Raw genomic sequence first — 23934 nt, 5'->3', positions numbered from 1 at the left:
CGTCAAAGCCAGGTCAGAACTTGATGCTGTTGTCGCCGTGACGACCCCAGACCACCATGGCGATGGAAAAGCTGAACAGAGCAGCCAAGGAGGCCCAACCCGCCGAGATCAACATGGTGCAGCTTGCAGTCGTTGACGGCACTTTACCTAGGCTGGAGCCCTAAAGGTGTTCGTCGTTGCAGTCCGTGGTTGTGGTCCTTTCCTCCGCCAGCCCCGTTCAGGAGCGACTGCGCCTGCGCCAGCCATACCCCGACTTCAAGGTGGTGGTGCTCGACGACGACTTCAACACCTTTCAGCACGTGGTGGAAACACTGGTGCGCATCATTCCCGCCATGATCCCTGATAAGGCCTGGGAGCTGGCCCACCGCATCGACGGGGAGGGTTCGGCGGTGGTGTGGTGCGGCCCCCAGGAACAGGCTGAGCTCTACCACCAGCAGCTGGGCGCAGCCGGCCTGACCATGGCTCCTTTGGAGCGGGCCTGATGGGCCGGGTGGTCATCACCCACAGCACCTACGTGGAGGGGCTGATTCCGCTGCTCAAGCAACTTGCGCTCTGCCCCGGCATCGACACCGTCACCCCGGCGGTGATCAGTCGCGTGCGTGGCCGCAGCAGCCAGATGCGGCTGCGGGTTTCAGCTCCCATCACCGGGGGGCACAAACTCGTCGCCCGCCGCGGCAGCAGCGTGCAGGAGGTGTTTGTAGTCACCGGCTGGAGCCGGGAGCAACTGCAGGAGTGCCTAGATCGCTTGCTGGGTCAGACACCACCCAACAGCAACTCACCGGAGGGTGAACGCTCGTAGGACGCCACTGCCTGAAAGCGGGCAAAGGCGCCGCCATCTCGAAACCAGGCCTCGTTTTCAAGGCTGAGCCCATCGGGCTGCAGCTGCCAGCGCTGCTGAAGGTAGGCGGCATATTCCTCCGTGGTGCTCTGGGCGGCCTGCCAATGCACCACCGCGAAGCTAAGGGCGCTTACCCGCACGGTGCCCCCTTCAGATTCCTGAATCTCTTCTTCAAACAGGAAGGTGCGGAAACGATCCTGGGCGTCGCGTCCTTCGAGGCAGTATTTGCGCAGGTAGAGCTCCCGAGCACGAGGAAAAACCGGCCCTGGGGCAAGGGCCAGAAGGGCTTCAAAGGCCTGCTGAAAGGACTCCATCGAGGCTGGCGGCCGAACCCGGCCATGGCAGTAACTAGGTCCAGAATGGCCCCTGATCCCCACCGTTGTCGCCGCCCCACCATGCCGATCTCCCCCCAGCAGCTCAATGGGGCCATGGCCTGGCGCTACGCCACCAAGGTGTTTGACCCCAGTCGCCGCATTGACGACACCACCTGGGCGGCCCTGGAGGATGCCCTAGTGCAGAGCCCATCGAGCTATGGCCTGCAGCCCTGGAAATTTCTGGAGATAAACGACCCCGCCCTGCGCCAGCAGCTGCGCCCCGAGTCGTGGAACCAGAGCCAGATCACCGACTGCTCCCATCTGGTGGTGTTCCTGGTGCAACGCCAGATCGGCGCCGCCGAAGCCGATCGCCTAATCGAAACGATGGCAGCCGTTCGCGGCCTCGATTCCGCCGCCCTGGCCACCTACCGCCAGATGATCGACGTCGACCTGATCAATGGCCCTCGCAGCCAGCAGATCGACCGCTGGGCCAGCAATCAGGTGTACATCGCCCTGGGCACCTTCATGACAGCTGCTGCCCTGCTGGAGGTGGACACCTGTGCCATCGAAGGCTTCGATCCCATCGCCTACGACCGCATTCTCAAATTGGAAGACTCGCCCTACCGCAGCTGTGTGGTGTGTGCGGCTGGCTATCGCGACAGCAGCGATAAATACGCCTCGCTGGCGAAGGTTCGCTATTCGCCTGCCGAACTGATCGAGAGGCGTTGATTTGAAGGGGGTGGACCGCCGTGCCGTTTTGCCCCAGTGTTCGACCTGGTGGAACCAGAAGAGGGTCAAGGACGGGGCGCCGTTTCCGGCTACGAGGCCGGTTTACGTTGCTTCCGCTGCAGACCCCCATGTCGAAAAGGGAGTCAGATCAGAAAACTGTAAAAGGCAGTCACCAACAAGGCAGTCCGCTGGAAGTGTAGACCGATTACGGGTTGTGCGGGGGCAGGGGCCAGATGGATCGGACCCGCTCTAAAAGCTGCTCCGCCTGGCCAGCCCGTTCCTCAGCTGTGACCCCGGGCAGCAGCAGGGTGACGTGACCAAGCTTGCGTCCGGGGCTGGAGCCCTGCTTGCCATACCAGTGCACCGTGGCCTCCGGTATGGCAGCCAGATCGTCCCGCTGAGCCTGGTAGTCGGCTTCAGAACTTTCAAAGCCCAACAGATTCACCATCAGTGCCCCCGGCACCTGCAGCTCGACAGACCCCATCGGCAGGCCAGCGACGATCCGCACCTGCTGCTCGAACTGGCTTGTATGGGCTGCCTCGATCGTGAAATGGCCGGAATTGTGGGTGCGGGGGGCGATTTCATTAACCTGCAGACCGCCCGGGCCATAAAAAAGCTCGATGGAGATCACGCCCACGTAATTGATCGCGGTGAGCAGGGAAGCGGCGATATTGCGGGCATAGGCCTGCACCGCATGGGGCACTGAAGCCGGCGCCAGCACCCAGTCGCACACCTGCTGGTGCTGGTGGGTCTGCACCAAGGGGTAGCACTGCACGTTGCCAGCCCGGTCGCGGCAGGCGAGCTGGGAGAGCTCCTGCTCAAAGTTGACAAACTCCTCAAGAATCCAGTCGCCTAGGGGCACCCTGGCCAGCAGGGCCGTGAGATCTTCAGGGCAGCGCAACACGGCTGTCCCCTTGCCGTCGTAGCCCCCGGTGGAGGCCTTGGCCATTAGTGGGTAGTTGAAGCCTTCAGGCAGCAGGGCGCTGCTGGGCAGATCGCACCAGCGCGGGCAAGGCAGGCCCAGATCCTGCAGCAACTGCCGCTGACCCCGTTTACTGACTAGGGGAGCGAGGGCCTCCAGGCTGGGCAGAAAGACGACTCCGTCAAAACTGAGCGGCGCCAGGGCCGGCAGGTCTACCCATTCATTTTCGAAGGTGATCGCACCACTGCGGCGCGCCAGCTCCCGGGTGGCCGCCACATCGTCGAGTTCAGCCAGCACCACACTGCTGGCAAGGGCAGTGGCGGGATCCTGAGCCCCTGGTGTCAAAACATGCAGGGGCACATCGAGCTTGCGGGCAGCGGCCGCAAGCATCAAGGCCAATTGGCCGCCACCAACTACACCGATAGCAACTGGCTCAGTCACAGGGCTGGCATCAACCACGGATCTTGGAACTCGCCGCGTGCAGGGTAGGAATCAGGACGCCCGGTTGAACTCGTACCAGGCCACAAGCAGCTGATAGGCAGCATTGCGGCGGAGCCAAAGCCTGGAGTCACCACCCTGATCTGGATGCCAATCCACCACGTTACGGCGCCAGGTAGCGGTTGTTGGGGTGGCTGCCCCAAAAGCTGGCGCGCCGTGCTCCAAACGATCCACCACTTCCTGGGCCTTCTGAATCTGCTGGTCCATCGTTGCCAGCGGACTGGGTATCGGCCTAGGCAGGCTTCCGGGACTGGTCCAGTAACAGGCTGTTCAAGTGAGGCCGCGATCACCGGCGAAGAGATAGCGCACCAAACTCAGCATCAGCACGATCAAAAACAATGCCAACCCAATCGTGCAGGCGTAGCTGATCTCCAGCTCGGCAAAAGCCTGGTCGTAGACATAGTAAACGAGGGTGCGAGTTGAATCGGCAGGGCCACCTTGAGTCATTAAATACACCTCTTCGAACACCTTGGTGGCCGCAATTGCGGAAATAACCGCCACCAGGGTGATGTAGGGCCGCAGCAGCGGCAGGGTGATATCTAGGTGCTTTCGCAAGCCCTCACTGCCATCGAGGGCGGCTGCCTCGTAGAGATCGGGGGAGATGCCCTGCAGCCCGGCCAGAAAGATCACCATGTAGTAGCCGAGGCCCTTCCAGAGGGTCACGAGCATCACCGACGGCAGGGCCAGCAGCGGCGAGGTGAGGAAACCGATGGGGTCGAAGCTTCTGCCCAACAGGGCGGTGAGCCAGCCATTAATCAGGCCGTTTTCGGCATAGATCCAGCGAAAGGCAATGGCCGCCACCACGATCGACACCAGCACCGGGGTGTACAGGGCTGCACGAAACCAATGGATCGCCGGCAGCTGGCGGTTGACCAGCACGGCCAGAGCTAAGGCACCGACCACGATCGGGGGCACCACTCCCAGCAGATACAAAAAGGTGGTGCCGGTGACCCGGAAAAACATCGGGTCGGCCAGCAGGCGCCGGATATTGGCCAGCCCAACGAAGCGCAGCGGCTCGCTGACATCGAGGCCGGCCTGGCTGAAGCTCATCACCAATGCCATCGCTGCCGGAATCAGCACCGACAGCCCGATCAGCACCAGGGCAGGGGTCAAGAAGCCCCAGGCCGTGGCGGTGCGCTTGCGGAGATTGGCCTCGCTCATGCAAGGCAAAGTACCTGGGCTAGAGGATGATCGCCCTATGGATCTGCAAACGATCAGGGTGGAGCTGCAGGCTGCCCCCTACCCGGTGATCATCGGCTCGGCAGCCTTGCTGACTCTGGGCGACCAGATTCGGGGCCTTGGCTTTAAAGCAGGCACCAAGGTGCTGCTGGTGACCAACGCCGTGGTGGAAGCCCACTACGGCGCAACTGCCCTGCAAAGCCTCAGCAAGGCGGGGCTTGACGCCAGCACCCTGGTGATCGAGGCGGGAGAAGATCAGAAAACCCCAGCCACCGTGGGCCTGATCCATGACGCAGCCTTTGGCCGCCGGCTGGAGCGGGGCTCGCTGATCGTTGCCCTTGGCGGTGGCGTGGTGGGCGACATGGCGGGATTTGCGGCAGCCACCTGGCTGCGAGGCATTGCCGTGGTGCAGGTGCCCACCACCCTGCTGGCCATGGTGGATGCGGCGATCGGCGGCAAGACCGGCGTCAATCACCCCGGCGGCAAAAACCTAATCGGTGCTTTTCACCAGCCGCGCTTGGTGCTGATCGACCCCAGCAGCCTTGGCACCCTGCCGGAGCGGGAATTTCGCGCTGGCATGGCCGAGGTGATCAAATACGGCGTGATCGGCGACCCCGAGCTGCTTGCCGACCTAGAGGCATGCCGCGCCCAGCTGGCCAGCTTGACCTCATTGCCAGCCGAGCTGCTTCAGCGAATCCTGGTGCGCTCCGCCGCCGCCAAGGCGAAGGTGGTGGCCGCCGACGAACACGAAGGGGGCCTGCGGGCGATCCTCAACTACGGCCACACCCTGGGCCACGTGGTGGAGACCCTGTGCGGCTATGGCACCTACCTCCATGGCGAAGCCGTTGGTTTGGGCATGCTGGCGGCCGGCGAAATCTCCCTGGCCATGGGCCTATGGAGCGCCAGCGACCAGGCGCGCCAGCGGGCCGTAATCGCCGCCGCAGGTCTGCCACTGGCCTGGCCAGCCCTCGATCCCGACGCCGTGCTGGCTTGCCTGCAGGGCGACAAGAAGGTGCGGGAGGGTCAGGTGCGTTTCGTGCTGCCCACCGGCATCGGCAGGGTTGAGATCCGCAGCGACGTCAGCGAGGCAACGATCCGCAGCGCGCTCGCCAGCTGCACCTAAAGGGCGTTGCGGGGTGGGTGGCCGTCGCCGCGCAATAGCTGGCGCTCCCAGCGGTTTAGCTGCCGCAGCAGCAGGGCGCTGCCGCCAAGCAGCACCAGCAGGGTCAACCGGGCCGACAGCCCGGGCAGCCAGGCCGCCAGCAGCAGTTCCACCCCCAGGGCCACCAGCACGACCGGCCGCCAGCGGCGTATCTGCCGCAGGGCACCGGAGCAGGCACGGCAGTGGCGGGTGTGGCTGTCGTAGCGATCCATCAAAGCTGCCCGTCCCAGCCGGGGTGGCAGGGCGGAGCCTGGGCATGGCAGGCCGGCAAAATCTTTGACCCATTTGTGCAACGCCCGCACGTAGATGTCGGCGCTGCTGGGCAGGAAGCTCGCCTGGTTTTGAACCCGTTCCTGCCAGTGCAGAAACACCTGGTCGTCTTCGAGCACGGTGTGGTTACCGATGTGCTGCAACCACACCGGCCGAGCCCGCAGCAGCAGCCGGGGCAACAGCGAGCGGAACTGAAACGGGAAGCGGGCAAACAAGCGGCATTCCCCAGCCCGGATCGGCGTTGCGTACACAACCGTGAGGAAGCGGGCAAATCCCTTCGCCGTGAGGTCGTGCCACATCAGGCCCGGCGCCTGAAAGGTGGTGAACTGGCTGCCCAGGCGCCCCCGGCGCGGGCCCTCGGGCCACGTAGCAGTGAACCCCTCCGCCCCGAAACTGGTCAGCTCAGCTACCACTGGAGCGGCGTTCTGGCGCTTACCCACCGTGCGGTGGTGGGTGAAGGGCACATGGCTCACATCGAGCACGTTCTCCAGCAGGGTGAGGGCATCCATCGGCAGGTCGCGGAAGGTGTCCTGCACCAGCCAGCCGGGTTCCTCGAGCACGGGCACCAGCGGCAGGGGCACCGCCGCCGCCGCCGCCGGGTCGCCGGCAAAAACAAACAGCAGCCCCTGGGCGCTGGCTGTGGCGTAGCGGCGGCAGGAGCTGCGGGGGTTGGCGCCGCTTGCGGCTTCGGCCTGGGGGATCGCCGTGCAGCTGCCCTGGGCGTTGAAACTCCAACCGTGATACGGGCACTCCAGCTCACCCCTTTGGTTGAGGCGGCCTTCGCTCAAGGGCACGAGCCGGTGGGGGCAGACGTCGGCAAAGGCGCACCACTGCTGGCCTGCAGCGTCCCACCACAGCACCAGATCCATCTCCAGCAGGGTGAAGGCCGTGGGGCGGCGAGAGTCGAGATCCTGCAGATAGGCCACCGGATACCAACGCTGCAACCAGTGCTCATCCCTGATGCTGGCGCCGCTGGCGGAATCCATAACAGGAGCTGGGATCAGCATGGGCAGCGGCAGCAACTAAGGAGAACTTATGGATGGATGATGGCGCGCTGAGCCGCAGCTCCGCTCAACTAGAAGCAGAGGTGTAGAAGCGCTGGGCGTAGCGCCACAACAGGCGACTGGCTACCAGGCACAGCCCGGCAGCCAGCAGCGAACCGAAAGCCCAGATGGCTGACCCCCGACCCAGCAGCGCCTCGGCTGGCACGGTGGTGAGGAAGGCCACCGGCAGCACAAAGGTGAACAGCAACCGCAGCGCCGGCGGATAGGCACTCACCGGGTAGCGGCCCGCCACCAGGGTGTAGCGCAACACCTCGGTGGCATTCCACACCTTCACAAACCAGATGCTGAGGGCCGCCAACACAAACCAGAGGCTGTAGAGAATCACCAGGGCTGCAAACAGCAGCGCCAGCGAGAGCAGCACGGGCCCAGCCGCCGGCAGGCCAGATGGAGCCCCAGGACCCCTGTTCAGCAGGGCCCAAACAATCAGGCCAAAGCCAGCCAATATTCCTGGCAGCCCCCAGGGCGACACGGTGCGGGCCGACAGCCAGAACTGGCTGTCAATTGGCTTGAGCAGCACGTAGTCGAGGGTGCCGGTCTGCACGTGGTTAACGATGCGGCTGAGGTTGGGCTGCAGCACGCAGGTGGTGAACCCATCTAGCAGCGTGTAGAGGCCCAGCACCACCAAAGCGCCACTCCAGCTCCAGCCCCCCAGCTGGGGTCCACCACCAAAGAGCAGCTGCAGCACAAAGACGCTGCCGGCCAGGTTGCCCAGCACCGACAGCAGCTCGATCCAGGCATTGAGCGGGTACTCGAGTTCGGCAGCCAGGGAGGTGCCCCAGAAGCAGCGCAGGCTGCGCCAGTAGCGCACAAACTCCCTCATGCGCCCATCGCCGAGTAGCGGCGCAGGCCGGCCCGCCACAGCCAGTGGCCGATCGGCAGCAGCAGCAGGCACCAGGCGGCGATCGCCCCAAAACCCAACGCCACATTCACCGGTTCGCCGGCCAGCAGCCGAGCGGGAAAGTCGACCATCCAGGGGAAGGGCGTGGCCAGGGCCAGCCGCCGCACCGCTGGAGGAAAGGTATTCAAGGGCGCCACTATTCCCGATAGAAACAAGTAGGGGATCATCAACAGCCGATCGAGGGCCGCTGCCCGCTCACTCCAAAAACAGAGGGTGGTAACGAGCACCTGCAGCAAAAAGCGCAGCAGAAAGGCCGCCACAATCGCCAGAATTCCCAGCAGCAAATTGCCCGCAGACGGCAACCACAGCAAACCGGGCGCCGCCAGCCCCACCACCAGCAGCATCACGGCCACAAAGGGAATTCGCGAAGCCTGCTCACTGAAATGGGCCGCCAGGTATCGCCAGAGCGGCGAAAGTGGCTGCAGCAAGAAGGGCGAGAGGCGGCCCTGCAGGGCGTCGTCTTCGAACACCTGAATCAGCCAAACCACCGTGAACTGGCGCACCACAAAGGCAGCCAGGAAGTAGTGGCTGAGCTGCTGGGCTGAGAGACCAGCCGCCGCCGCCGCGCCCGAGCCGCTCCAGACGCCGAGCATGATCAAGGGCAACACCCCAGATAGGGCCCAGAGGGCGATCTCGGCCCGGTATTCGAGCATCAGCGCGTACTGACTACCCAGCAGCGCCCGCGCCACCCGCCAGGCCCAGCTCACTGGGAGGCCTCGGCGTTTGAATCGCGCTGGCGGAACAATCCGCCGATCAGCTCCTCGACCGGCGGATCACTCACCTCCAGATCCACCACCGCAAAGCGCTCCAGTAGCGCCGCCACCTGCTCGGCGAGCTGGGCCCGCGGCACCAGCAGCCGGACCAGATGGCCCTGATGGGCCTCGAGCTGGCCGAAACCGGCAAAGGCCTCCGGTGGATGGAGGTCGGCAAGCTCTAGCCGCACCTGGCGGCAGGGGGCCAACCGCTGGGTGAGATCGGCTAGGGAGCCATCGTGGAAGAGCTGGCCCTGGTGGATCAGCAGCACCCGCGGGCAAAGGGCCGTGATGTCGCCCATGTAATGGCTGGTGAGCAGCACGGTGGCGCCGGTGCGGCGGTTGTAGTCGGCGAGGAAGTCCCGCACCCGCGCCTGGGCATTTACATCCAGACCCAGGGTGGGCTCATCGAGAAACAAAACCGCCGGCTCGTGCAACAGGGCCGCCAGCAGTTCGGCCTTCATCCGCTGGCCCAGGGAAAGCTTGCGCATCGGGCGCCGCAGCTCCTGGCCCAGCTCCAGCATCTCGGCGAGTTGGCCAATGCGGCGCTGCGCCTCCGCCTCCGCAATGCCGTAGACCGCGGCATTCACCCGTAGGGAATCGAGGGCGGGCAGGTCCCAGAGCAGCTGCTGGCGGTTGCCCATCACCAGGGTGATCTGGCGCAAGAAGCGGGCCTGACGCCGATAGGGCTGATGGCCTGCCACCTCCAGCTCGCCGCCGCTGGGGTGGATCAGGCCGGTGAGCATCTTCAAGGTGGTGGTCTTGCCGGCGCCGTTAGGGCCCAGGAAGCCAACGATCTCCCCCGGCTCAATCGTGAAGCTGATTCCATCCACCGCCAGCACATCGCGATGGCGACGCCGCAGCAGATGCTGGATTGTGCCGGCCAGGCCAGGCTGCTTCTCGCTGATTCGGTAGGTCTTGCTCAACCCACTAGCGCGAATGATTGGCCCTGCCACAACGTTTTGCTGTCCAGCTCACCGTAGGCAGCCAGCTGGGCTGATTAGGGTTACCAAGACGATGACCAGCGTTGACTATCAGTGTGCTTGCCCTGGCTGAAGAGCAGCCTGCTGCCAGCCAATCCGCCAAACGAGCAACATGGAGCGATGGCGGAGATGCAGCGATGAGCATGGTGGCAGTGACGGGAGCATCCGGCAAAACGGGTTGGCGGGTGGTTGATGAAGCCATGAAGCGGGGCCTGGCGGTGCGGGCGATCGTGCGGCCCGGCTCCGTGCTGCCAGCGGCCCTGGCCGAAGCAGAGCAGCAAGGGCGGCTCGATGTGCGGCGACTGGACTTCAGTGCCACCGAGGCCCTGCATGCCGCCCTGAGCGGCTGTGACTCCCTGGTGATCGCCACTGGCGCCCGGCCATCAGTGGATCTGGCCGGCCCCCTCAAGGTGGACGCCTTCGGAGTGCGCGACCAGATCCGCGCCTGCCAGGCAGTGGGTCTGAAGCGGGTGGTGCTGGTGAGTTCGCTCTGCGCCGGTCGCTGGCAGCACCCCCTGAACCTGTTTGGCTTGATCCTGGTGTGGAAACGCCTGGGCGAGCGCTGGCTTGAAGAAAGCGGACTCGACTGGACCGTGGTGCGCCCCGGCGGCCTCAGCGAGGACGACAGCCGCAGCGAAAGGGAGGGGGTGGTTTATTCCGGCCCCAACCAGCAGGAGAGCAGCAGCCTGCCGCGCCGCCTGGTGGCCCGGGTATGCCTAGAGGCCCTGGAAACCCCGGCCGCCAGCGGGCGGATCATCGAAATCACCAGCAGCCCCACCCAGCAGCCCCAAGCCCTCAACCAGTGGCTGGAGTCAGCGATCCCGGCTCCCGGCTGAAGCGGGGCAGCTCCGGGGTCACCCCCCGGCCGTAGGCCAGCCAGCGGAAATCCCCCAAAGCCACGGGATCCACCAGCCGCAGCAGGGCCTCGCGCCGGGCCAGCACGCTGGCCAGGGCAGCCGGGGCTTCCTGCTGGAGGCCGTGGAGGCGCTCCGCCAGGCCGAGGGCTAGCAGGGCCTGGCCCTGACGACACTGGCCCAGGGGCTGCCAGCCGCTGGCGGCGGCGGCAGCGTCCACGCTCTCAATACATAGGTGGGCGGTGAGATCCCAGGCGCCTGGCTCCAGCAGCGGATCGCCGCTGGCCTGCTGGCCCCGGTAGGCCATCAAGGTGCCGCTGCTGCGCTGGGGGGCGTAGTAGCGCCAGGCCTCTAAGGCGTAGTCGATCACCAGCAGCTGGCCCTCGGCCACGGCTGCGGCACACTCGCCAAGCCAGGGGGCCAGGCCAGGATGCAGCTCGCTGCACCAGCCGGGCGGACGCTGGGGCGAGGGGGGCAGGAGTCCGAGGGGCTCGAGTTGGGCGGCCGCTGCCAGCTCCAGGGGCGCGCCGGGCTCCAGCCGCAGCGAGAGCTCCGCCCCAGAGCCCTCGTGCAGCGCCACCAGCTGCTGGCGCCAGAGCGCCCCGTCCCACTCGATTCGCTCCACCGCCAGGGCATCAAGCACCTCATGGGCGAGCACCACACCGCGCAGCGGTGAGGCCGCCAGCTCCGCGAAGCTGGCCCAGCGACAGGGCAAGGGGCAGTCCTGCAGCAGGGCTCGCTGACGGGCCGCCATGCCCTCGTTGGGCTCCACCAGCACCAGCTCCAGGCGCTGGGCCAGCTGGGGCCAACCCGCCACCAGTTCCTCGGCCAGCTGCAGGGCCAAGCTGCCCTCGCCTGGCCCTGCCTCAACCAGGGCCAGGGGCCCGGGACCGGCCGCCAGGGCAGTGAGCCAGTCGGCCAGCTGGGGAGCCAGCAGGGCGGCGAAATCGGGCCCCAGGGAAGGGGCGGTGGCGAAATCCCCCGCCGGGCCGATGCGCAGCCGGCCCGCCCCATAGGCGCCGTGCAACGGATCGTGCAACACCCATTCCATGTAGGTGCGAAAGGGCAGCGCCCCGCCGGCGGCCTCGAAGCGCTGCAGCAGCCAGGGGGGCAAGCTCACGCTCAGACGTCTGCTCAGGGAGAATGCATCTTCGCTGAGGCTGGTGAATGGGTCGCGCTTGGAACGCCGTGCTGCCTGCGCTGGTGTCGCTGTTGCTGGTGTTGACCTGCTGGCTGGGTGTGGGCATCGCTCCGGCCCAGGCCTACGACAACCCCGATCTCCTACCCGACCACCCCACGCCTGTGATCGACCTGGCCAAGGCCCTCACCGATGCTCAGCGCACCAGCCTGGAAGAAAATCTCACCCGCTTCGAGGCCGATACCGGCTGGAAACTGCGGGTGCTCACCCAGTACGACCGCACCCCAGGCCAGGCGGTGAAGGACTTCTGGAACCTGGACGAACGCAGCCTGCTGCTGGTGGCAGATGAGCGCGGCGGCAACCTGCTCAACTTCAACGTGGGCGATGCCCTGTTTGCCTTGATGCCCCGCACCTACTGGGTGGAGCTTCAGACCCGCTTCGGCAACCAGTACTACGTGCGCGACAACGGCCAGGACGCCGCCATTGTCGATGCCCTTGCAGCGGTTGAAATTTGTTTGGAGCGGGGTGGTTGCCAGGTGGTACCGGGCCTGCCGCGCGAGCAGTGGCTGCTCACCCTCTCCACTTCCGTGCTCGGCGGCCTGGTGGCGGGCTTCGCCTCCTATCCGCGCAAAGAAGGTCGCAAGGTGGAGTGGGCCTGGGTGCTGCTGCTCTCACCTTTGTGGCTGATCCTGTTTGGCGCCCTAGGGCTGGGCCCAATCCTTACCCGCACCAACGACCTCCTGCCGGTTGCCCGCAACACCCTGGCCTTCCTCGGCGCCGCTCTCGGCGCCTACTTAATCGCCGGAGCCACCGTGGGTAAGGCCAGGCTCAAAGATGCCGATCAGGGCTAGAAAATTCAGCCGGGGTTTTGGCTGCGGCTGCGCGGTCCCAGCTTTTCAAGCGCCTCGAGCTGACAGCGCAGGGAACCGGCCGGCGCACAAGCGGGCTTGGTTTCAACATTGGCGGTGACCTGGAGCTCCTGATCGCGCAGACGGCTGAGGTTGGCGTCGTAGAAGCGCTTGAGGTCGTGGAAGCGCTTCACCGGCTGGCCGTAGAAGCTGCGGCCGGCGAGGGTGGGGAAGCTTGCCCACTCGGGGGCCAATTTGGCCGCCAGCAGCGGCGAGAACACGCCTTGGTCAGCCAGGGCCAGGGCACCACGACGCTGGATTAGGTAGATGGCGCCCTGGTCTTGAACCTGGGGACCAAAGGCCGCGATTCCCAAGGAGCGCGAAACCATGTTCCAGGTGAAGGGCATGAACTGGTAAGCACCTGCCGCGGCACTGGCGTAGCGGGCAGTGCGCACCACCCGGTCGGGATGGCGCTCCAGGGAGGGCATCAGGCCGCCACCAAACATGATCCGGTAGCCGATGTCGTCGCCATCGGCCCAGGTGCCTTCGGCAAAGCGAATGGTGTTGAGAAGGGCGCGGCGCTCAGCCGTGATCGCGAAGATCCGCACCGGCGGCGGGGGCAGAGGCAGGGCCAGAGCCGTGGGGAAGCTGGGCTGAGCGGCCCCAGCGGCTTGGAGCAACTCAGAGGCTTGGAGCGACTCAGAGGCTTGAGCTACCGGAGCCGTCAGGGAAAGGGTGCCCAGGCCTACGGCCAAGGCAAGGGCGGATCGAAAACAGGTGCTGGGCAAGGTCATACCGGAGCGAATCAAACGGCAGACCGCCTGCAGGCGGCCAAATCTGAAATGCGAAGAAAAAATTTGTTCGTGCCAATTTGCCTATCAATCCACCCGGACTGGATGGAGTTAGTGCCAATCACACAAGTGTCTACCGGTGTCAACAACTACAGCAAACAGTTCAGATCACTGTGACCCAGGTAACTTGCGCCTGATTTTTGACTAAAACTAACGGCCAGCTACAAAAGCTGCCAGCGCCTCGGCCGCCTGGACCGCGCCATCGCTAGCCAATGGCTCACCAGTGGGGGGCAGCAAGGGCTGCTCGAGCTGCCAATCCCCCTGGCGGGCCTGCTCCTGACTGAGCAGCCGGTGCCAGCCGTGACGCAGCAAAGCCGCCTCCAGCACGGGCGCTTCGGCAAAACCTTCGCGATGCACCAAATGCACCCCCACTCCGGCGCTCAAGGCCTCGCAAAAGGAGCTGTATCCAGGCTTGGTAATTAGGCGGGCGCAGTACCCCAAAACCTCCAGCGGTCTCACCCCAGCAGGCAGCAGGCGGCAGTTGGGAGCTGAGGCCAGGCGGGGATCCGGGCTAATAAACACGTGATCGGGCCAACGCTGCAGCAGCCCCGGATCCAGGTCCAAGCCCAGTCCCCCAAAACTGACTAAGACACAGCGATCACGCTCGTCTGGCAACTGCAGCTGCCGGGCCAGGCTGCCCGGCTCAAGCCGGGGGCTGCCAGCGGTAAGACCAATCGCCAGCTCAGGGATTCCCCAGTCGATCGGCATCGCCAGGGGGCAGTGCAGCAGCAGGTCACCCTGGCGGTAGGCCGCCAGGCAGCGAGCGGCCCATGGGCTGAAAGCGGCACCCATCGCCCCGTAGATGGCCTCCCAGCCAAAGCTGGCCAGCCAGATCAAAGGCGCCCCGAGGCCTCGAGCCAAGGCCGCCGCCGCTGGAGGCACGTCTGCAAGCACAAGCAGCGGCATCGCTTGGGCGGCCAGCCAGGCCTGCTCAGCCGCCAGCTGGGCGGGCAGCTCAGCTTCCAGGGCCGATAAGGCGGCCAGGGTCGCCCCAGCGTCAGCCCCCAGAGCATCAGCCTGCACCACGCCCACATCCCAGCGACAGGGGCGGTGTTCAAAGGGCACAGGCCCCAGGGCGGAGCGCAGAAAGGCCTCAGGGAGGGCCGTGGACAACACCAAGCGCCAGTGGGGCCGCAGCCCGTGCAGGGCGATTAAAACGGAGGCGGTGCGGGAGCCATGGCCAAAACCATGGGCACTGACGCAGGCATAAATCAGCACGGCGCCAGTTCGGGAGCGGTCCAGAGGCGCTCTTCGTAGAGCAGCTCGCCACCCAGGCCAAACCAGCGATGGCTGGCGCTCACCACCTCCTGGCCTACCAGCTCCACCCAGCTGAAGTGGCGCAGGGCCTGACCGGCGCCATCGGTGCCGTGGCGGGGAACGCAGGCGGTGTTGAGGTAGGAGGTGCCGGCCCGGTCGCGGCAGAAGCTTTGGCGATCCCCCTGGCCGCGCCTAAGGGCGTGGTGCATGTGCCCAAACACCACCAAGGGCACCGGGCGGTTGAGGCGGATCTGGCGGATGGCCAGGGCTAGGTCGAGATCACCCCAGTCGCAGGCGGGTGGCTTCCAGTCGCGGCCGCAGGGGGAGGCGGCATCGCTGCCGAGTCCGGAGGGGCCGCTATGGCTCAGCAACACCAGGGGCCAGTCGGGGGGTGCGGTGGCGGCGGCGGCCGTGATCCGATCGGCCGACTCCTGCAAGCTCACCGGGCCGAAGGCAGCCTGCACAGCTCGGGAAAGCTTGAATCCACCGCCGGCGGTAGCCGGCCGCCCCCCCACCACCGCCAGATCCGGCGGGCTAAGAGCTCGCATTTTCCAGCCGCAGTGAACCTCCCCAAGCAGATCGATCTGGTGCTGCAGGGTGCGCCCAGATGCGTCCTTGCCGGTGTCGTGGTTGCCAAGGATGCAGGCCACCGGCATGGGCAGTTGGCGCAGCAGGGCCGGAATTCGCTGCTGACCATCACTGAGGTCGCCCACCACGAGCAGCGCATCGGGGGCCAGGCAGTCCAGCAGGGCGTGGTCGCTGTGGTCCCAAGCACCGTGCAGGTCTCCGGCAATGGCAATGCGGAGCGTTTTCCCCCCGCCGGATACCGCCATCACTGCTGCCTAGGCTCGTGCCATCCTGCATCAGCTGAGGCCGCCGGTTGGTTTTCACCGCCACCCAGAACCACGCACCGCACGATCTGCCCGCCGCGATCAGCGCCCTGAAGCAGGAGCGCAAGGCCGTGATCCTGGCGCACTACTACCAAGACGCAGCCGTTCAGGACATCGCCGACTTCATCGGCGACTCGCTGGAGCTCTCGCGCAAAGCCGCCGCCACCGACGCCGAGGTGATCGTTTTTTGCGGCGTCCACTTCATGGCGGAGACCGCCAAGATCCTCAGCCCGGCTAAAACCGTGCTGCTGCCAGATCTGGAGGCCGGCTGCTCGTTGGCGGATGCCTGCCCAGCCAAAGCGTTTGCCGCCTTCCGCGCCGAGCACCCCGACCACATCGCCGTGAGCTACATCAACTGCTCGGCGGCGGTGAAAGCTCTCAGCGACCTGATCTGCACCAGCAGTAACGCGGTGGATCTGGTGAAGCAGCTGCCAGCCGACCGGCCGATCCTGTTTGCCCCCGACCAAAACCTGGGCCGCTGGGTGCAGCGCCAGAGCGGCCGCCAGCTCACCCTCTGGCCAGGCAGCTGCATCGTGCATGAAACCTTCAGCGAGCAAGCCCTGCTGCAGCTAAAGCTCGAGCACTCGGAGGCTGAGGTGCTGGCCCACCCCGAGTGCCAGCAACACCTGCTGGACTTGGCCGACTTCATTGGCTCCACCAGCGCCCTGCTGCGCCGCTCCGAAGCCAGCCCCGCCACCAGCTTCATCGTGCTCACCGAGCCGGGGATCCTGCACCAGATGCGGCTGAAGGTTCCCGGCAAGAGCTTCTATGAGGTGCCCGGCAGCGATGGCTGCAGCTGCAACGCCTGCCCCTACATGCGGCTCAACACCCTGGAAAAAGTGTGGCAGTGCCTCGATCTAATGGAGCCAGAGATCGTGATGGATGAGGCGCTGCGGCTAAGGGCCCTGGCACCGATTGAGCGGATGCTGGCAATGAGCCGCTGAGGCCCCTAGGGGTTGGTCCTTGATTGCCGCCTGCGGGGTTTTGTACAGCTGTACAGACTCCCGCACACTCCTAAACAATCACCACCGAGCCGCTAACTACGCGAGCTCGGCAGGTGGGCTTGGCCCCTCAACCAAAGCGCCAGACTTCACTGGGATTTCACCCATTCCATGCCCCTCCCCACCGGCAGCCTGCTGGAGCACACCCCCCAGGGGCTCTACTGCCCGGCGGCGGCAGCCTGGATCGATCCTGTGGGGCCGGTGCCCCGGGCCCTGATCACCCACGCCCACGCCGACCACGCCCGGCCCGGCTGCGGCGAATATTGGGCGGTGGGCGCCAGCGAAGCGATCCTGCGGCAGCGCCTGGGGGCCACGATCAACCTGATCCCGGTCGACTACGGCGCCCCCCATCGAATTGGTGAGGCCCGGGTGTCGTTTCACAGCGCCGGGCATGTGCTGGGCAGCGCCCAAATCCGGCTGGAGGCGGGCGGTGAGAGCTGGCTTGTGAGCGGCGACTACAAGCGCTGCGCCGACCCGAGTTGCGCTCCGTTCGAGCCGGTGCAGGCAGACGTATTTATTACTGAGGCCACCTTCGGCCTGCCGATCTATCGCTGGCAGAGCGGCGCCGAGGTGGCCGGCGAGATCCTGAGCTGGTGGCAGGCGGCGCCGGAGCGGACCTCGATCCTGTTTGCCTATGCCTTCGGTAAGGCCCAGCGGCTGCTGGCCGAACTCGCAGCCATCGGTGTCAAAGACGAGATCCTGTTGCACGGTGCCGTGGAAGCGCTGATGCCGGCCTACCGGGAGGCGGGGGTGCGGCTGCCGCCCACCCTGCCGGTGAGCGCAATTGCCAAGGGGGAATCGCTGGCGGGCCGCCTCGTGATCGCGCCGCCCTCAGCCCACCGCTCGCTGTGGATGAAGCGCTTCAAGCTGCCGCAAACGGCCTTTGTGAGCGGCTGGATGGCCGTGCGCGGCGCTCGTCGCCGCCGCGGCTATGAGCGCGGCTTCGTAATCTCAGACCACGCCGACTGGCCTGGCCTGATCCAGAGCGTCAAGCAGAGCGGCGCCCGGCAGGTGTACGTGACCCACGGCAACAGCGACGGCCTGGCCCGCTACCTGAGCGAGGTGGAAGGGATCAGCGCCGAACCGCTAGGGGCCTGAGCGGGCATGCGTCGCTTCGCCGATCTCTACAGAGCCCTTGACGCCAGCAGCGGCACCCAGGCCCGGGTGGATGCCCTCGTCGCCTACTTCAGTGGTGTTGATGCAGCCGATGGCGCCTGGGCCCTGCACGTGCTGCTCGGCAAGCAGGGCAAGCGCCTAATCACCGGACGGCGGCTGCGCCAAATCTGCCTGGAGGGCTCCCCCCTGCCGGAGTGGTTGTTCGACGACTGCTACGCCCAGGTGGGCGATTCGGCCGAAACCATCGCCCTGCTTTGGGCCCAGGTGGGAGCTGGGGCGAGCGAACCCCTGCACCACTCCCTACACACCTGGATGGAGCAGCTGCTGCCCGCCGCCGCCGCCCTTGATGGCGCCGAGCAGGCCGAGGCGGTGCGCCACCTCTGGCGGGGCCTGAGCCCGGCCGAACTCCTGGTAGCCAACAAATTGCTCACCGGCGGCCTGCGGGTGGGCGTGGCCCAGGGGCTGGTGGTGCGTGCCCTGGCACGCCTCAGCGGGCTGGAGGAAGCGCAGCTGCAGCACCGGCTGATGGGCGGCTTCAAGCCCAGTGCTGCCGCCCTCACCGCCCTGCTGGCCCCAGCCGATGTAGCCGAAGCTGTGCCCAGCCGCCCCTACCCCTTTTACCTGGCATCGCCTTTAGAGCAGCAGCCGGCCGGCCCCGCCAGCGAATGGCTGGTGGAGTGGAAGTTCGACGGCATCCGCGGCCAGCTGATCCGCCGCGCCAACGAGGTTTTTTTGTGGAGCCGCGGCGAAGAATTAATAGGTGCTGCCTTCCCCGAATTGCTCGCAGCGGCAGGCTGCCTGGCCAACGGCACCGTGCTCGACGGCGAGATCCTGGTTTGGCACGCCGGCTCCGACCAGCCGGCACCCTTCGCCCAGCTGCAGCGCCGCCTGGGCCGCAAGGCACCAGGCCGCAAGCTGTTGGCTGAGTGTCCGGCAGCCTTCGTGGCCTACGACCTGCTGGAGCTGGGGGGCGACGACCAGCGCCAGCGGCCCCTGAGCCAGCGCCGTTCAGCCCTGGAAGACCTGCTCCAAGAGCTGCCTGAAACGACACCCACCCCGGCAGCCGGGCTCCTGCGCCTATCCCCCCGCCTAGCCCTAACGGCCTGGGAGCAGCTGGAGCCGCTGCGCCAGCAGGCCGCAAGCGCAGCCGCCGAAGGGCTGATGCTCAAGGGCCTCGCCTCGCCCTACCTGGCCGGCCGCAAACGGGGCCAGTGGTGGAAGCACAAGCGCGACCCATACACCCTCGATGCGGTGCTGCTCTACGCCCAGGCCGGCAGTGGCCGCCGCGCCAACCTATTCACCGATTACACCTTTGGGCTCTGGGATCGCCAACCCGGGGCCGAGGGCGAGTTGGTGAGTTTCGCCAAGGCCTACTCCGGCCTCAACGATGGCGAGATCACGGCGCTGGATCGCTGGATCCGCAGCCACACCACTGAACGCTTCGGGCCGGTGCGGGCCGTGCAGCCCCTGCAGGTTTTTGAGCTGGCCTTTGAGGGGCTGCAGCGCTCCAGCCGCCATAAAAGCGGCATCGCAGTGCGCTTCCCCCGCATCGCCCGCTGGCGCCAAGACAAACCCGCCCACGAGGCCGACAGCCTGGCCACGGCTCTAGCCCTGCTGGCAGCCCCGCCATGAGCCGCAAGCCCCGGAGCCAAGCAAAGACCTGCGATCTCCTGGCCCCGATCGAAGCCTGGTTTGAGCTTCAGGGCTGGACGCCCCTGCCGTTCCAACGCCAGTGCTGGCAGGCCTACCTGGCCGGCGAGAGCGGCCTGATCCAGGTGCCCACCGGCTCGGGCAAGACCTATGCCGCCGTGATGGCTCCGATTGCCGAGCTCCTGGCCGAGCCCAGACCCGGCCTGCGCCTGCTCTATCTCACCCCCCTGCGGGCCCTGAGCCGCGATCTGGCCCTGGCGATCCAGCAGCCGGTCGCGGCGATGGGCTGGCCGCTGCGGGTGGGTATCCGCAATGGCGACACCTCCAGCTACGAGCGCGGCAAGCAGCTGCGCAGCCCACCCGAAATCCTGATCACCACGCCGGAATCGCTCAGCCTGCTGCTGGCCAACCCCAAGGCCCTTGCCCTGTTTGCCGGCCTGCAGGCGGTGGTGCTCGATGAGTGGCACGAGTTGATGGGCAGCAAGCGGGGCAGCCAAACCGAGCTCTGCCTGAGCTGGCTGCGCAGCCAGCGGCCCGGCCTGCGCACCTGGGCGATCAGCGCCACGATCGGCAATCTCGATGAGGCGGCCCGCAGCGCCGTCGGTACCGGCAGCGAACCCCGCCTGATCACAGCAGCGATTGCCAGGGCCACGGAGATCCGTAGCCTGCTGCCCGAGTCGATCGATGGCTTTCCCTGGGCCGGCCACCTGGGTTTGCGCCGCTATGAGGATCTGGTGGCGGCCCTGGAGCCCGGCGTCTCCACCCTGCTGTTCACCAACACTCGCAACCAGGCAGAGCGTTGGCACCAATGCCTCCGCTACGCCTGCCCGGAAATGGAACACGCGTTAGCGCTCCACCACAGCGCCATCGACCGGGCTGAGCGCGAAGCGATCGAAGCCGGGGTTAAAGCAGGCTCTCTGCGTTGGGTGGTGTGCACCAGCTCCCTTGATCTGGGCGTGGATTTCCAGCCGGTGGAGCGGGTAGTGCAGATCGGCTCTGCCAAAAATGTGGCCCGGCTGCTGCAGCGAGCTGGCCGCAGCGCCCACCTCCCCGGCGGCACCTCCCAGGTGCTGTTCATGCCCACCCATGCCCTGGAATTGCTTGAGCTCAGCGCCCTGCGGCGCGGCCTGGCCGCGGGTTTGGTGGAGGAAAGGCGCCAGCCAAACGCCCCGATCGACGTGCTGCTCCAGCACCTCACCAGCCTGGCCTGCGGCCCGGGCTTCGAACCGGCCCAGGCCCTGGCGGCGGTGCGCAGCGCCTGGAGCTACCGCCAGCTCAGCGATAGCGACTGGCAGTGGTGTCTGCGCTTCCTTGAGCACGGCGGCGACTGCCTTAGCGCCTATCCGCGCTACCGCAAGCTCGAGCGCGAAGGCGAGCTCTTTCTGGTGAAGGAAAAGGCGATCGCCCGGATGCATCGCCTGCACATCGGCACCATCACCGCCGACCGGGCCGTAACCGTGCGCTTTGTGCGCGGTGCCGTGCTCGGCCATGTGGAAGAGGCCTTCATCGGCCGGCTCAAGGCCGGCGATGTGTTTTTCTTCGCGGGCCGGCAGCTGGAGTTTGTGCGGCTGCGGGAGATGACGGCCCAGGTGAAGGCCAGCTCCAAAAAAAGCAACACCGTGCCCGCCTGGGCAGGCGGCCAGATGGCCCTCTCCGACCTGCTCAGCCGCCACCTGCGCGCCGAGGTGGATCGTTGCGCCCGCGCCCTAGCCGGGGAAGCCAAGCTCGATAGCCCCGAACTTGTGGCCCTCGAGCCCCTGCTGCAGCGCCAGGTGCAGCTCTCCCGGCTACCAAGGCAGCACGAATTGCTGGTGGAGGTGTGCAACAGCCGCGAGGGCAGCCACCTCTATGTCTATCCATTTGAAGGGCGCTTTGTGCATGAGGGCCTGGGCTTTCTCTGGGCCTGGCGCCTGGCCCGCCACCAAGCCAGCACGATCACGGTGTCGGTAAACGACTACGGCTTTGAACTGCTGGCGCCGAAAAACTATCCATTTGAAGAGCTGTTTGAGCTACATGCCGAAGAACTGCTCGATGACAGCGATCTCAAGGACGACCTGGAGCAGGCAATCAACCTCTCAGAGCTATGCCGGAGGCGTTTTCGCGCCATTGCCCAGATCAGTGGCTTGGTGCTGAACGGCTACCCCGGCCAGTCCAAATCAGGCGGTCAACTGCAGATCAGTGCCGCCCTGCTCTACGACGTATTCAGCCGCCACGAACCCGCCAACCGCCTATTAGCCCAGGCCAGATCCGAAGTGCTCAGCGAACAGCTTGATCTGCCCCGGATCACCGGGGCCTTGCAGCGGCTGCAGCAATGCAGGTTGCAGCTGGAGCGCACCGCCCGGCCAGGCCCCCTGGCCTTCCCCTTGCTAGCCGAGCGCCTAAGCAACCGGATGAGTAATGAGTCGCTACTTCAGCGTCTGGAACGGGTGCGCCAGGATGCAGAGCGGGCCGAAGAAGGTGGGCCTAGGGTGTAGATACGCAAAAATTGCAGCAATGCCGGTAGGGCCCCGGATCCTGATACAGCGGCTCCGCAGGCGCCTAGGCACCAGGGATGCCGTAATAATGATGCCCTGGCTGGTACTAGCGCTAGGGCTAATTACAACTGCCGGCGTCAGCGAGCAGACCCGACGATTTGGTAGCCAAGAACATCAGCGCATCGAAAGCACATTGCTCGACAACCTGATAGATACCTTGCGCAGCAAGCTGGAAATTGACATCACAATGCTGGCCGCAGTGGTGGGTTTGTTTAATGCATCCACTGAGGTAAAACGTGATGAATTCAGAAACTTTTACGAAACCCTCGCCCTCAACACCGGCCAGCTAGATGGAGTTCAGGGGGTGGGATTCAGCAGCTGGATACCAGGCGCCCAGCTACCAGCCTTTGAACAGCGCCTACGCCAGGAAGGATTCCCAAAATTCGTTGTGCGCCCTCCCGGTCCGCGAGCCAATTACAGCGCCATCGAATTCCTTGAGCCCTTCGACTGGCGCAATCAACGGGCCTTTGGCTACGACATGTATGCCGAGCCCGTGCGCCGCCAGGCGATGCAACGGGCTGCCCAAACCGGCAATGCCAGCCTGAGCGGCAAGGTGCGCCTCCTGCAGGAAACCGAGGAGGATCTGCAGCGGGGAGTTCTTATTTATGTGCCGATCTACACCGATAAGGGCCAGCAACCGGGGGCTAGTCAACGCATTTTAAGAGGGTGGGCTTATTCACCACTGCGCATGAACGATGTAGTCAATAGTGCCATCAGTGCAATTAATAATATCGATCTGGTGGGCACTGGAGTGCTCGTATTCGATGGCACCAAACCAAACGCCAAAGATTTGCTTTTTGACAATCTCAACCTGCTGAACCGAAATGAGCTGCGTCATCCCACCTACGAAAAGCTGAATATTGGTGGCCGCACCTGGCTTGTAGGGGTGCAACTGGCCCCCAGGCTGGTGGGACCCAACGGAATCAGCAGCGCCTACTGGATCAATTTGTTGATGGGGATAAGCGCCAGCACGGTGTCAGCACTGATCACTCGCATGCTGGTGGCAAATCACCTCGCTACCAAGCAAGCCCTCTTGATCAGCGAGGCCGCAGCCCAGGAGCGGGCCCTAGCCAGCACCGTGTTCGACGAGAGCGGTCAGGGGATCATCGTGAGCAACCCGGAAGGCCGAATCTTGATGGCCAACAACGCCTTCACCCAACTCACCGGCTACCGAAACTCAGAAATCAAGGGGCAACGCGCCAGCCTGCTCAAATCCGGGCGTCACGACAATGCGTACTACGCGGAAATGTGGAATGAACTAACCAACAAGGGCTTCTGGGAAGGCGACATCTGGAATCGGTTGCGTAGCGGCGAGATCCGCAATCACCACCTAAACATTTCAACCGTGCGCGATGACGACCTCCAGCCCCGCTACTACGTGGGAATGCTTCAGGACGTAACCAAACGCCGTAAAAGAGAAGAAGCGGTGCTGTACGCGGCAAACCACGACATCCTGACGGGCCTGGCCAATCGCTCCATGCTGATGGAGCAGCTTGAGTCCCATCTAGCCCTGGCAAAACGCCACGGCCATGCCGTCGGCTTGCTTTACCTCGATCTCGACGGCTTCAAGCCCGTTAATGACCGTTTTGGTCACGGCATCGGCGATCGGGTACTGCAGATAGTTGCCGATCGCTTCCGCAACGTGATCCGCCAAGGCGACTTGCTCTGCCGCCAAGGGGGTGATGAATTCGTGGTGTTGGTGCCTCAAGCAGGTGGCACCGAGCAACTTGAGGCCATGGCCTGGAAACTGGTGGAAGCCAGCCGGGCTGCCTTCCTCGAGCTCGACAAGGTCATTGAGATTTCCGCCAGCGTCGGTGTCGCCCGCTTTCCGGAGCATGGCAACACCTGCGAACAGCTGCTAGCAGCAGCTGATAACGCTATGTACACCGCTAAGCGGGCCAAATCCAATCCGGTGCAGGTGAGCCGGGTCTTAGCCTCTAGCAACGGCTAGCTCAAGCCTGCTCAAGCCGCTTGACGATCACGGCCATCAGGGCCAAGGAACCGGCCAGGGCAATCAACAAGGCGATGGTCATGGCTGAAGCATCTACTACAAAGTCAACTATGGCCGCTGAGGTGTCTAAGCCATCCACCTTCTGATGTCATTTTTGCTGGTTGCACCATTGGCACCTGGCAACCTGGGGCTTTGCGCCCGATGGGGCTCAGCCCGCGGTGCAGAGAAGGCGAGC

Annotated in this window: 25 protein-coding genes and 1 other RNA gene; 11 read left to right on the top strand and 15 right to left on the bottom strand. The window is 65.3% G+C overall.

Annotation, left to right across the window (positions count from 1 at the left end; all coding sequences use genetic code 11):
• Positions 1-13 precede the first annotated feature (13 nt).
• The gene (petN, locus tag U9970_RS04530) at positions 14-115 is read right to left on the bottom strand and encodes a cytochrome b6-f complex subunit PetN (protein ID WP_106501620.1); all 102 of its coding nucleotides are present in this window, start codon (positions 113-115) and stop codon (positions 14-16) included.
• A gap of 70 nt (positions 116-185) precedes the next feature.
• On the opposite strand from petN, the gene clpS reads away from it, so the two are divergent.
• Complete coding sequence (clpS, locus tag U9970_RS04525; RefSeq protein WP_322766022.1) at positions 186-482, top strand: ATP-dependent Clp protease adapter ClpS; 297 nt, start codon at positions 186-188, stop codon at positions 480-482.
• On the top strand, positions 482-799 hold the full coding sequence (locus U9970_RS04520) for a DUF2103 domain-containing protein (protein ID WP_322765498.1): 318 nt from the start codon (positions 482-484) through the stop codon (positions 797-799). The genes clpS and U9970_RS04520 overlap by 1 nt, the downstream gene beginning before the upstream one ends.
• Here U9970_RS04520 and U9970_RS04515 read toward each other — a convergent pair.
• Entirely contained in the window at positions 754-1152 is a 399-nt protein-coding gene (locus tag U9970_RS04515; RefSeq protein ID WP_322765497.1) for a hypothetical protein, read from the bottom strand. The two genes, U9970_RS04520 and U9970_RS04515, sit on opposite strands and share 46 nt — an antisense overlap.
• An 81-nt stretch (positions 1153-1233) precedes the next feature.
• On the opposite strand from U9970_RS04515, the gene U9970_RS04510 reads away from it, so the two are divergent.
• Positions 1234-1881, top strand: coding sequence for an NAD(P)H-dependent oxidoreductase (locus U9970_RS04510; protein ID WP_322765496.1), 648 nt, complete (start codon positions 1234-1236; stop codon positions 1879-1881).
• Positions 1882-1889: 8 nt separating this feature from the next.
• Here the strand turns inward: U9970_RS04510 and ssrS are convergent.
• The 4 genes from ssrS to U9970_RS04490 all read right to left on the bottom strand — a co-directional run bounded on the left by ssrS (position 1890) and on the right by U9970_RS04490 (position 4462).
• A non-coding RNA gene (gene ssrS / locus U9970_RS04505) (6S RNA) lies at positions 1890-2071 on the bottom strand.
• Between the two features lie 15 nt (positions 2072-2086).
• Entirely contained in the window at positions 2087-3193 is a 1107-nt protein-coding gene (locus U9970_RS04500) for a 5-(carboxyamino)imidazole ribonucleotide synthase (RefSeq protein ID WP_322766021.1), read from the bottom strand.
• A 102-nt stretch (positions 3194-3295) separates the two neighbouring features.
• Positions 3296-3508: a hypothetical protein gene (locus U9970_RS04495; protein ID WP_322765495.1), complete on the bottom strand. Its 213-nt coding sequence runs from the start codon at positions 3506-3508 to the stop codon at positions 3296-3298.
• 63 nt (positions 3509-3571) lie between these two features.
• Positions 3572-4462, bottom strand: coding sequence for a carbohydrate ABC transporter permease (locus U9970_RS04490; RefSeq protein WP_322765494.1), 891 nt, complete (start codon positions 4460-4462; stop codon positions 3572-3574).
• 37 nt (positions 4463-4499) lie between these two features.
• Here U9970_RS04490 and aroB point away from each other — a divergent pair, with 37 nt between their 5' ends.
• Positions 4500-5603, top strand: a complete 1104-nt coding sequence (aroB, locus tag U9970_RS04485) for a 3-dehydroquinate synthase (RefSeq protein ID WP_322765493.1) — start codon at positions 4500-4502, stop codon at positions 5601-5603.
• Here the strand turns inward: aroB and U9970_RS04480 are convergent.
• The 4 genes from U9970_RS04480 to U9970_RS04465 all read right to left on the bottom strand — a co-directional run bounded on the left by U9970_RS04480 (position 5600) and on the right by U9970_RS04465 (position 9570).
• A complete protein-coding gene (locus U9970_RS04480; RefSeq protein ID WP_322765492.1) occupies positions 5600-6898 on the bottom strand; it encodes an aromatic ring-hydroxylating dioxygenase subunit alpha in 1299 nt (432 codons plus the stop codon). The genes aroB and U9970_RS04480 overlap by 4 nt on opposite strands.
• Before the next feature lie 85 nt (positions 6899-6983).
• Positions 6984-7796, bottom strand: a complete 813-nt coding sequence (locus tag U9970_RS04475) for an ABC transporter permease (RefSeq protein WP_322766020.1) — start codon at positions 7794-7796, stop codon at positions 6984-6986.
• The gene (locus U9970_RS04470) at positions 7793-8527 is read right to left on the bottom strand and encodes an ABC transporter permease (protein WP_322766019.1); all 735 of its coding nucleotides are present in this window, start codon (positions 8525-8527) and stop codon (positions 7793-7795) included. Before U9970_RS04470 ends, U9970_RS04475 begins: the two co-directional genes overlap by 4 nt.
• A 50-nt stretch (positions 8528-8577) precedes the next feature.
• Positions 8578-9570 carry an ABC transporter ATP-binding protein gene (locus U9970_RS04465; RefSeq protein WP_322766018.1) on the bottom strand — a complete coding sequence of 331 codons (993 nt, stop codon included), beginning with the start codon at positions 9568-9570 and terminating at the stop codon, positions 8578-8580.
• Between the two features lie 176 nt (positions 9571-9746).
• Here U9970_RS04465 and U9970_RS04460 point away from each other — a divergent pair, with 176 nt between their 5' ends.
• The gene (locus U9970_RS04460; protein WP_322765491.1) at positions 9747-10445 is read left to right on the top strand and encodes an SDR family oxidoreductase; all 699 of its coding nucleotides are present in this window, start codon (positions 9747-9749) and stop codon (positions 10443-10445) included.
• Here the strand turns inward: U9970_RS04460 and U9970_RS04455 are convergent.
• Positions 10405-11583 (bottom strand): class I SAM-dependent methyltransferase, encoded by a 1179-nt coding sequence (locus U9970_RS04455; protein WP_322765490.1) that lies wholly within the window; start codon positions 11581-11583, stop codon positions 10405-10407. The two genes, U9970_RS04460 and U9970_RS04455, sit on opposite strands and share 41 nt — an antisense overlap.
• Before the next feature lie 47 nt (positions 11584-11630).
• Here U9970_RS04455 and U9970_RS04450 point away from each other — a divergent pair, with 47 nt between their 5' ends.
• Entirely contained in the window at positions 11631-12452 is an 822-nt protein-coding gene (locus U9970_RS04450) for a TPM domain-containing protein (protein WP_322765489.1), read from the top strand.
• Positions 12453-12457: 5 nt separating this feature from the next.
• Here U9970_RS04450 and U9970_RS04445 read toward each other — a convergent pair whose 3' ends face one another.
• The 3 genes from U9970_RS04445 to U9970_RS04435 all read right to left on the bottom strand — a co-directional run bounded on the left by U9970_RS04445 (position 12458) and on the right by U9970_RS04435 (position 15390).
• The gene (locus tag U9970_RS04445; RefSeq protein ID WP_322765488.1) at positions 12458-13243 is read right to left on the bottom strand and encodes a glycoside hydrolase family 24 protein; all 786 of its coding nucleotides are present in this window, start codon (positions 13241-13243) and stop codon (positions 12458-12460) included.
• A 207-nt stretch (positions 13244-13450) separates the two neighbouring features.
• Positions 13451-14518 carry a hypothetical protein gene (locus tag U9970_RS04440; protein WP_322765487.1) on the bottom strand — a complete coding sequence of 356 codons (1068 nt, stop codon included), beginning with the start codon at positions 14516-14518 and terminating at the stop codon, positions 13451-13453.
• Positions 14512-15390, bottom strand: a complete 879-nt coding sequence (locus U9970_RS04435) for a TIGR04168 family protein (protein ID WP_322765486.1) — start codon at positions 15388-15390, stop codon at positions 14512-14514. Before U9970_RS04435 ends, U9970_RS04440 begins: the two co-directional genes overlap by 7 nt.
• Before the next feature lie 47 nt (positions 15391-15437).
• Between U9970_RS04435 and nadA the strand changes: the two genes are divergently transcribed.
• The 5 genes from nadA to U9970_RS04410 all read left to right on the top strand — a co-directional run bounded on the left by nadA (position 15438) and on the right by U9970_RS04410 (position 23699).
• The gene (gene nadA, locus U9970_RS04430; protein ID WP_322765485.1) at positions 15438-16391 is read left to right on the top strand and encodes a quinolinate synthase NadA; all 954 of its coding nucleotides are present in this window, start codon (positions 15438-15440) and stop codon (positions 16389-16391) included.
• Between the two features lie 168 nt (positions 16392-16559).
• The gene (locus U9970_RS04425; RefSeq protein ID WP_322765484.1) at positions 16560-17546 is read left to right on the top strand and encodes a ligase-associated DNA damage response exonuclease; all 987 of its coding nucleotides are present in this window, start codon (positions 16560-16562) and stop codon (positions 17544-17546) included.
• Positions 17547-17552: 6 nt separating this feature from the next.
• On the top strand, positions 17553-19196 hold the full coding sequence (locus U9970_RS04420) for an ATP-dependent DNA ligase (RefSeq protein ID WP_322765483.1): 1644 nt from the start codon (positions 17553-17555) through the stop codon (positions 19194-19196).
• The gene (locus U9970_RS04415) at positions 19193-21688 is read left to right on the top strand and encodes a ligase-associated DNA damage response DEXH box helicase (RefSeq protein WP_322765482.1); all 2496 of its coding nucleotides are present in this window, start codon (positions 19193-19195) and stop codon (positions 21686-21688) included. The genes U9970_RS04420 and U9970_RS04415 overlap by 4 nt, the downstream gene beginning before the upstream one ends.
• 19 nt (positions 21689-21707) lie before the next feature.
• A complete protein-coding gene (locus tag U9970_RS04410) occupies positions 21708-23699 on the top strand; it encodes a CHASE domain-containing protein (RefSeq protein WP_322765481.1) in 1992 nt (663 codons plus the stop codon).
• 1 nt (position 23700) lies between these two features.
• On the opposite strand, the gene U9970_RS04405 is transcribed toward U9970_RS04410, so the two are convergent.
• Positions 23701-23838 carry a hypothetical protein gene (locus U9970_RS04405; protein WP_322765480.1) on the bottom strand — a complete coding sequence of 46 codons (138 nt, stop codon included), beginning with the start codon at positions 23836-23838 and terminating at the stop codon, positions 23701-23703.
• Positions 23839-23934 lie beyond the last annotated feature (96 nt).

The organism is Cyanobium usitatum str. Tous (assembly GCF_963920485.1).
GTDB classification, from domain to species: Bacteria; Cyanobacteriota; Cyanobacteriia; order PCC-6307; family Cyanobiaceae; genus Cyanobium_A; species Cyanobium_A usitatum_A.
Note: the sequence above shows the minus strand (reverse complement) of the source record. Positions and strands in the feature narration are given on the sequence as shown.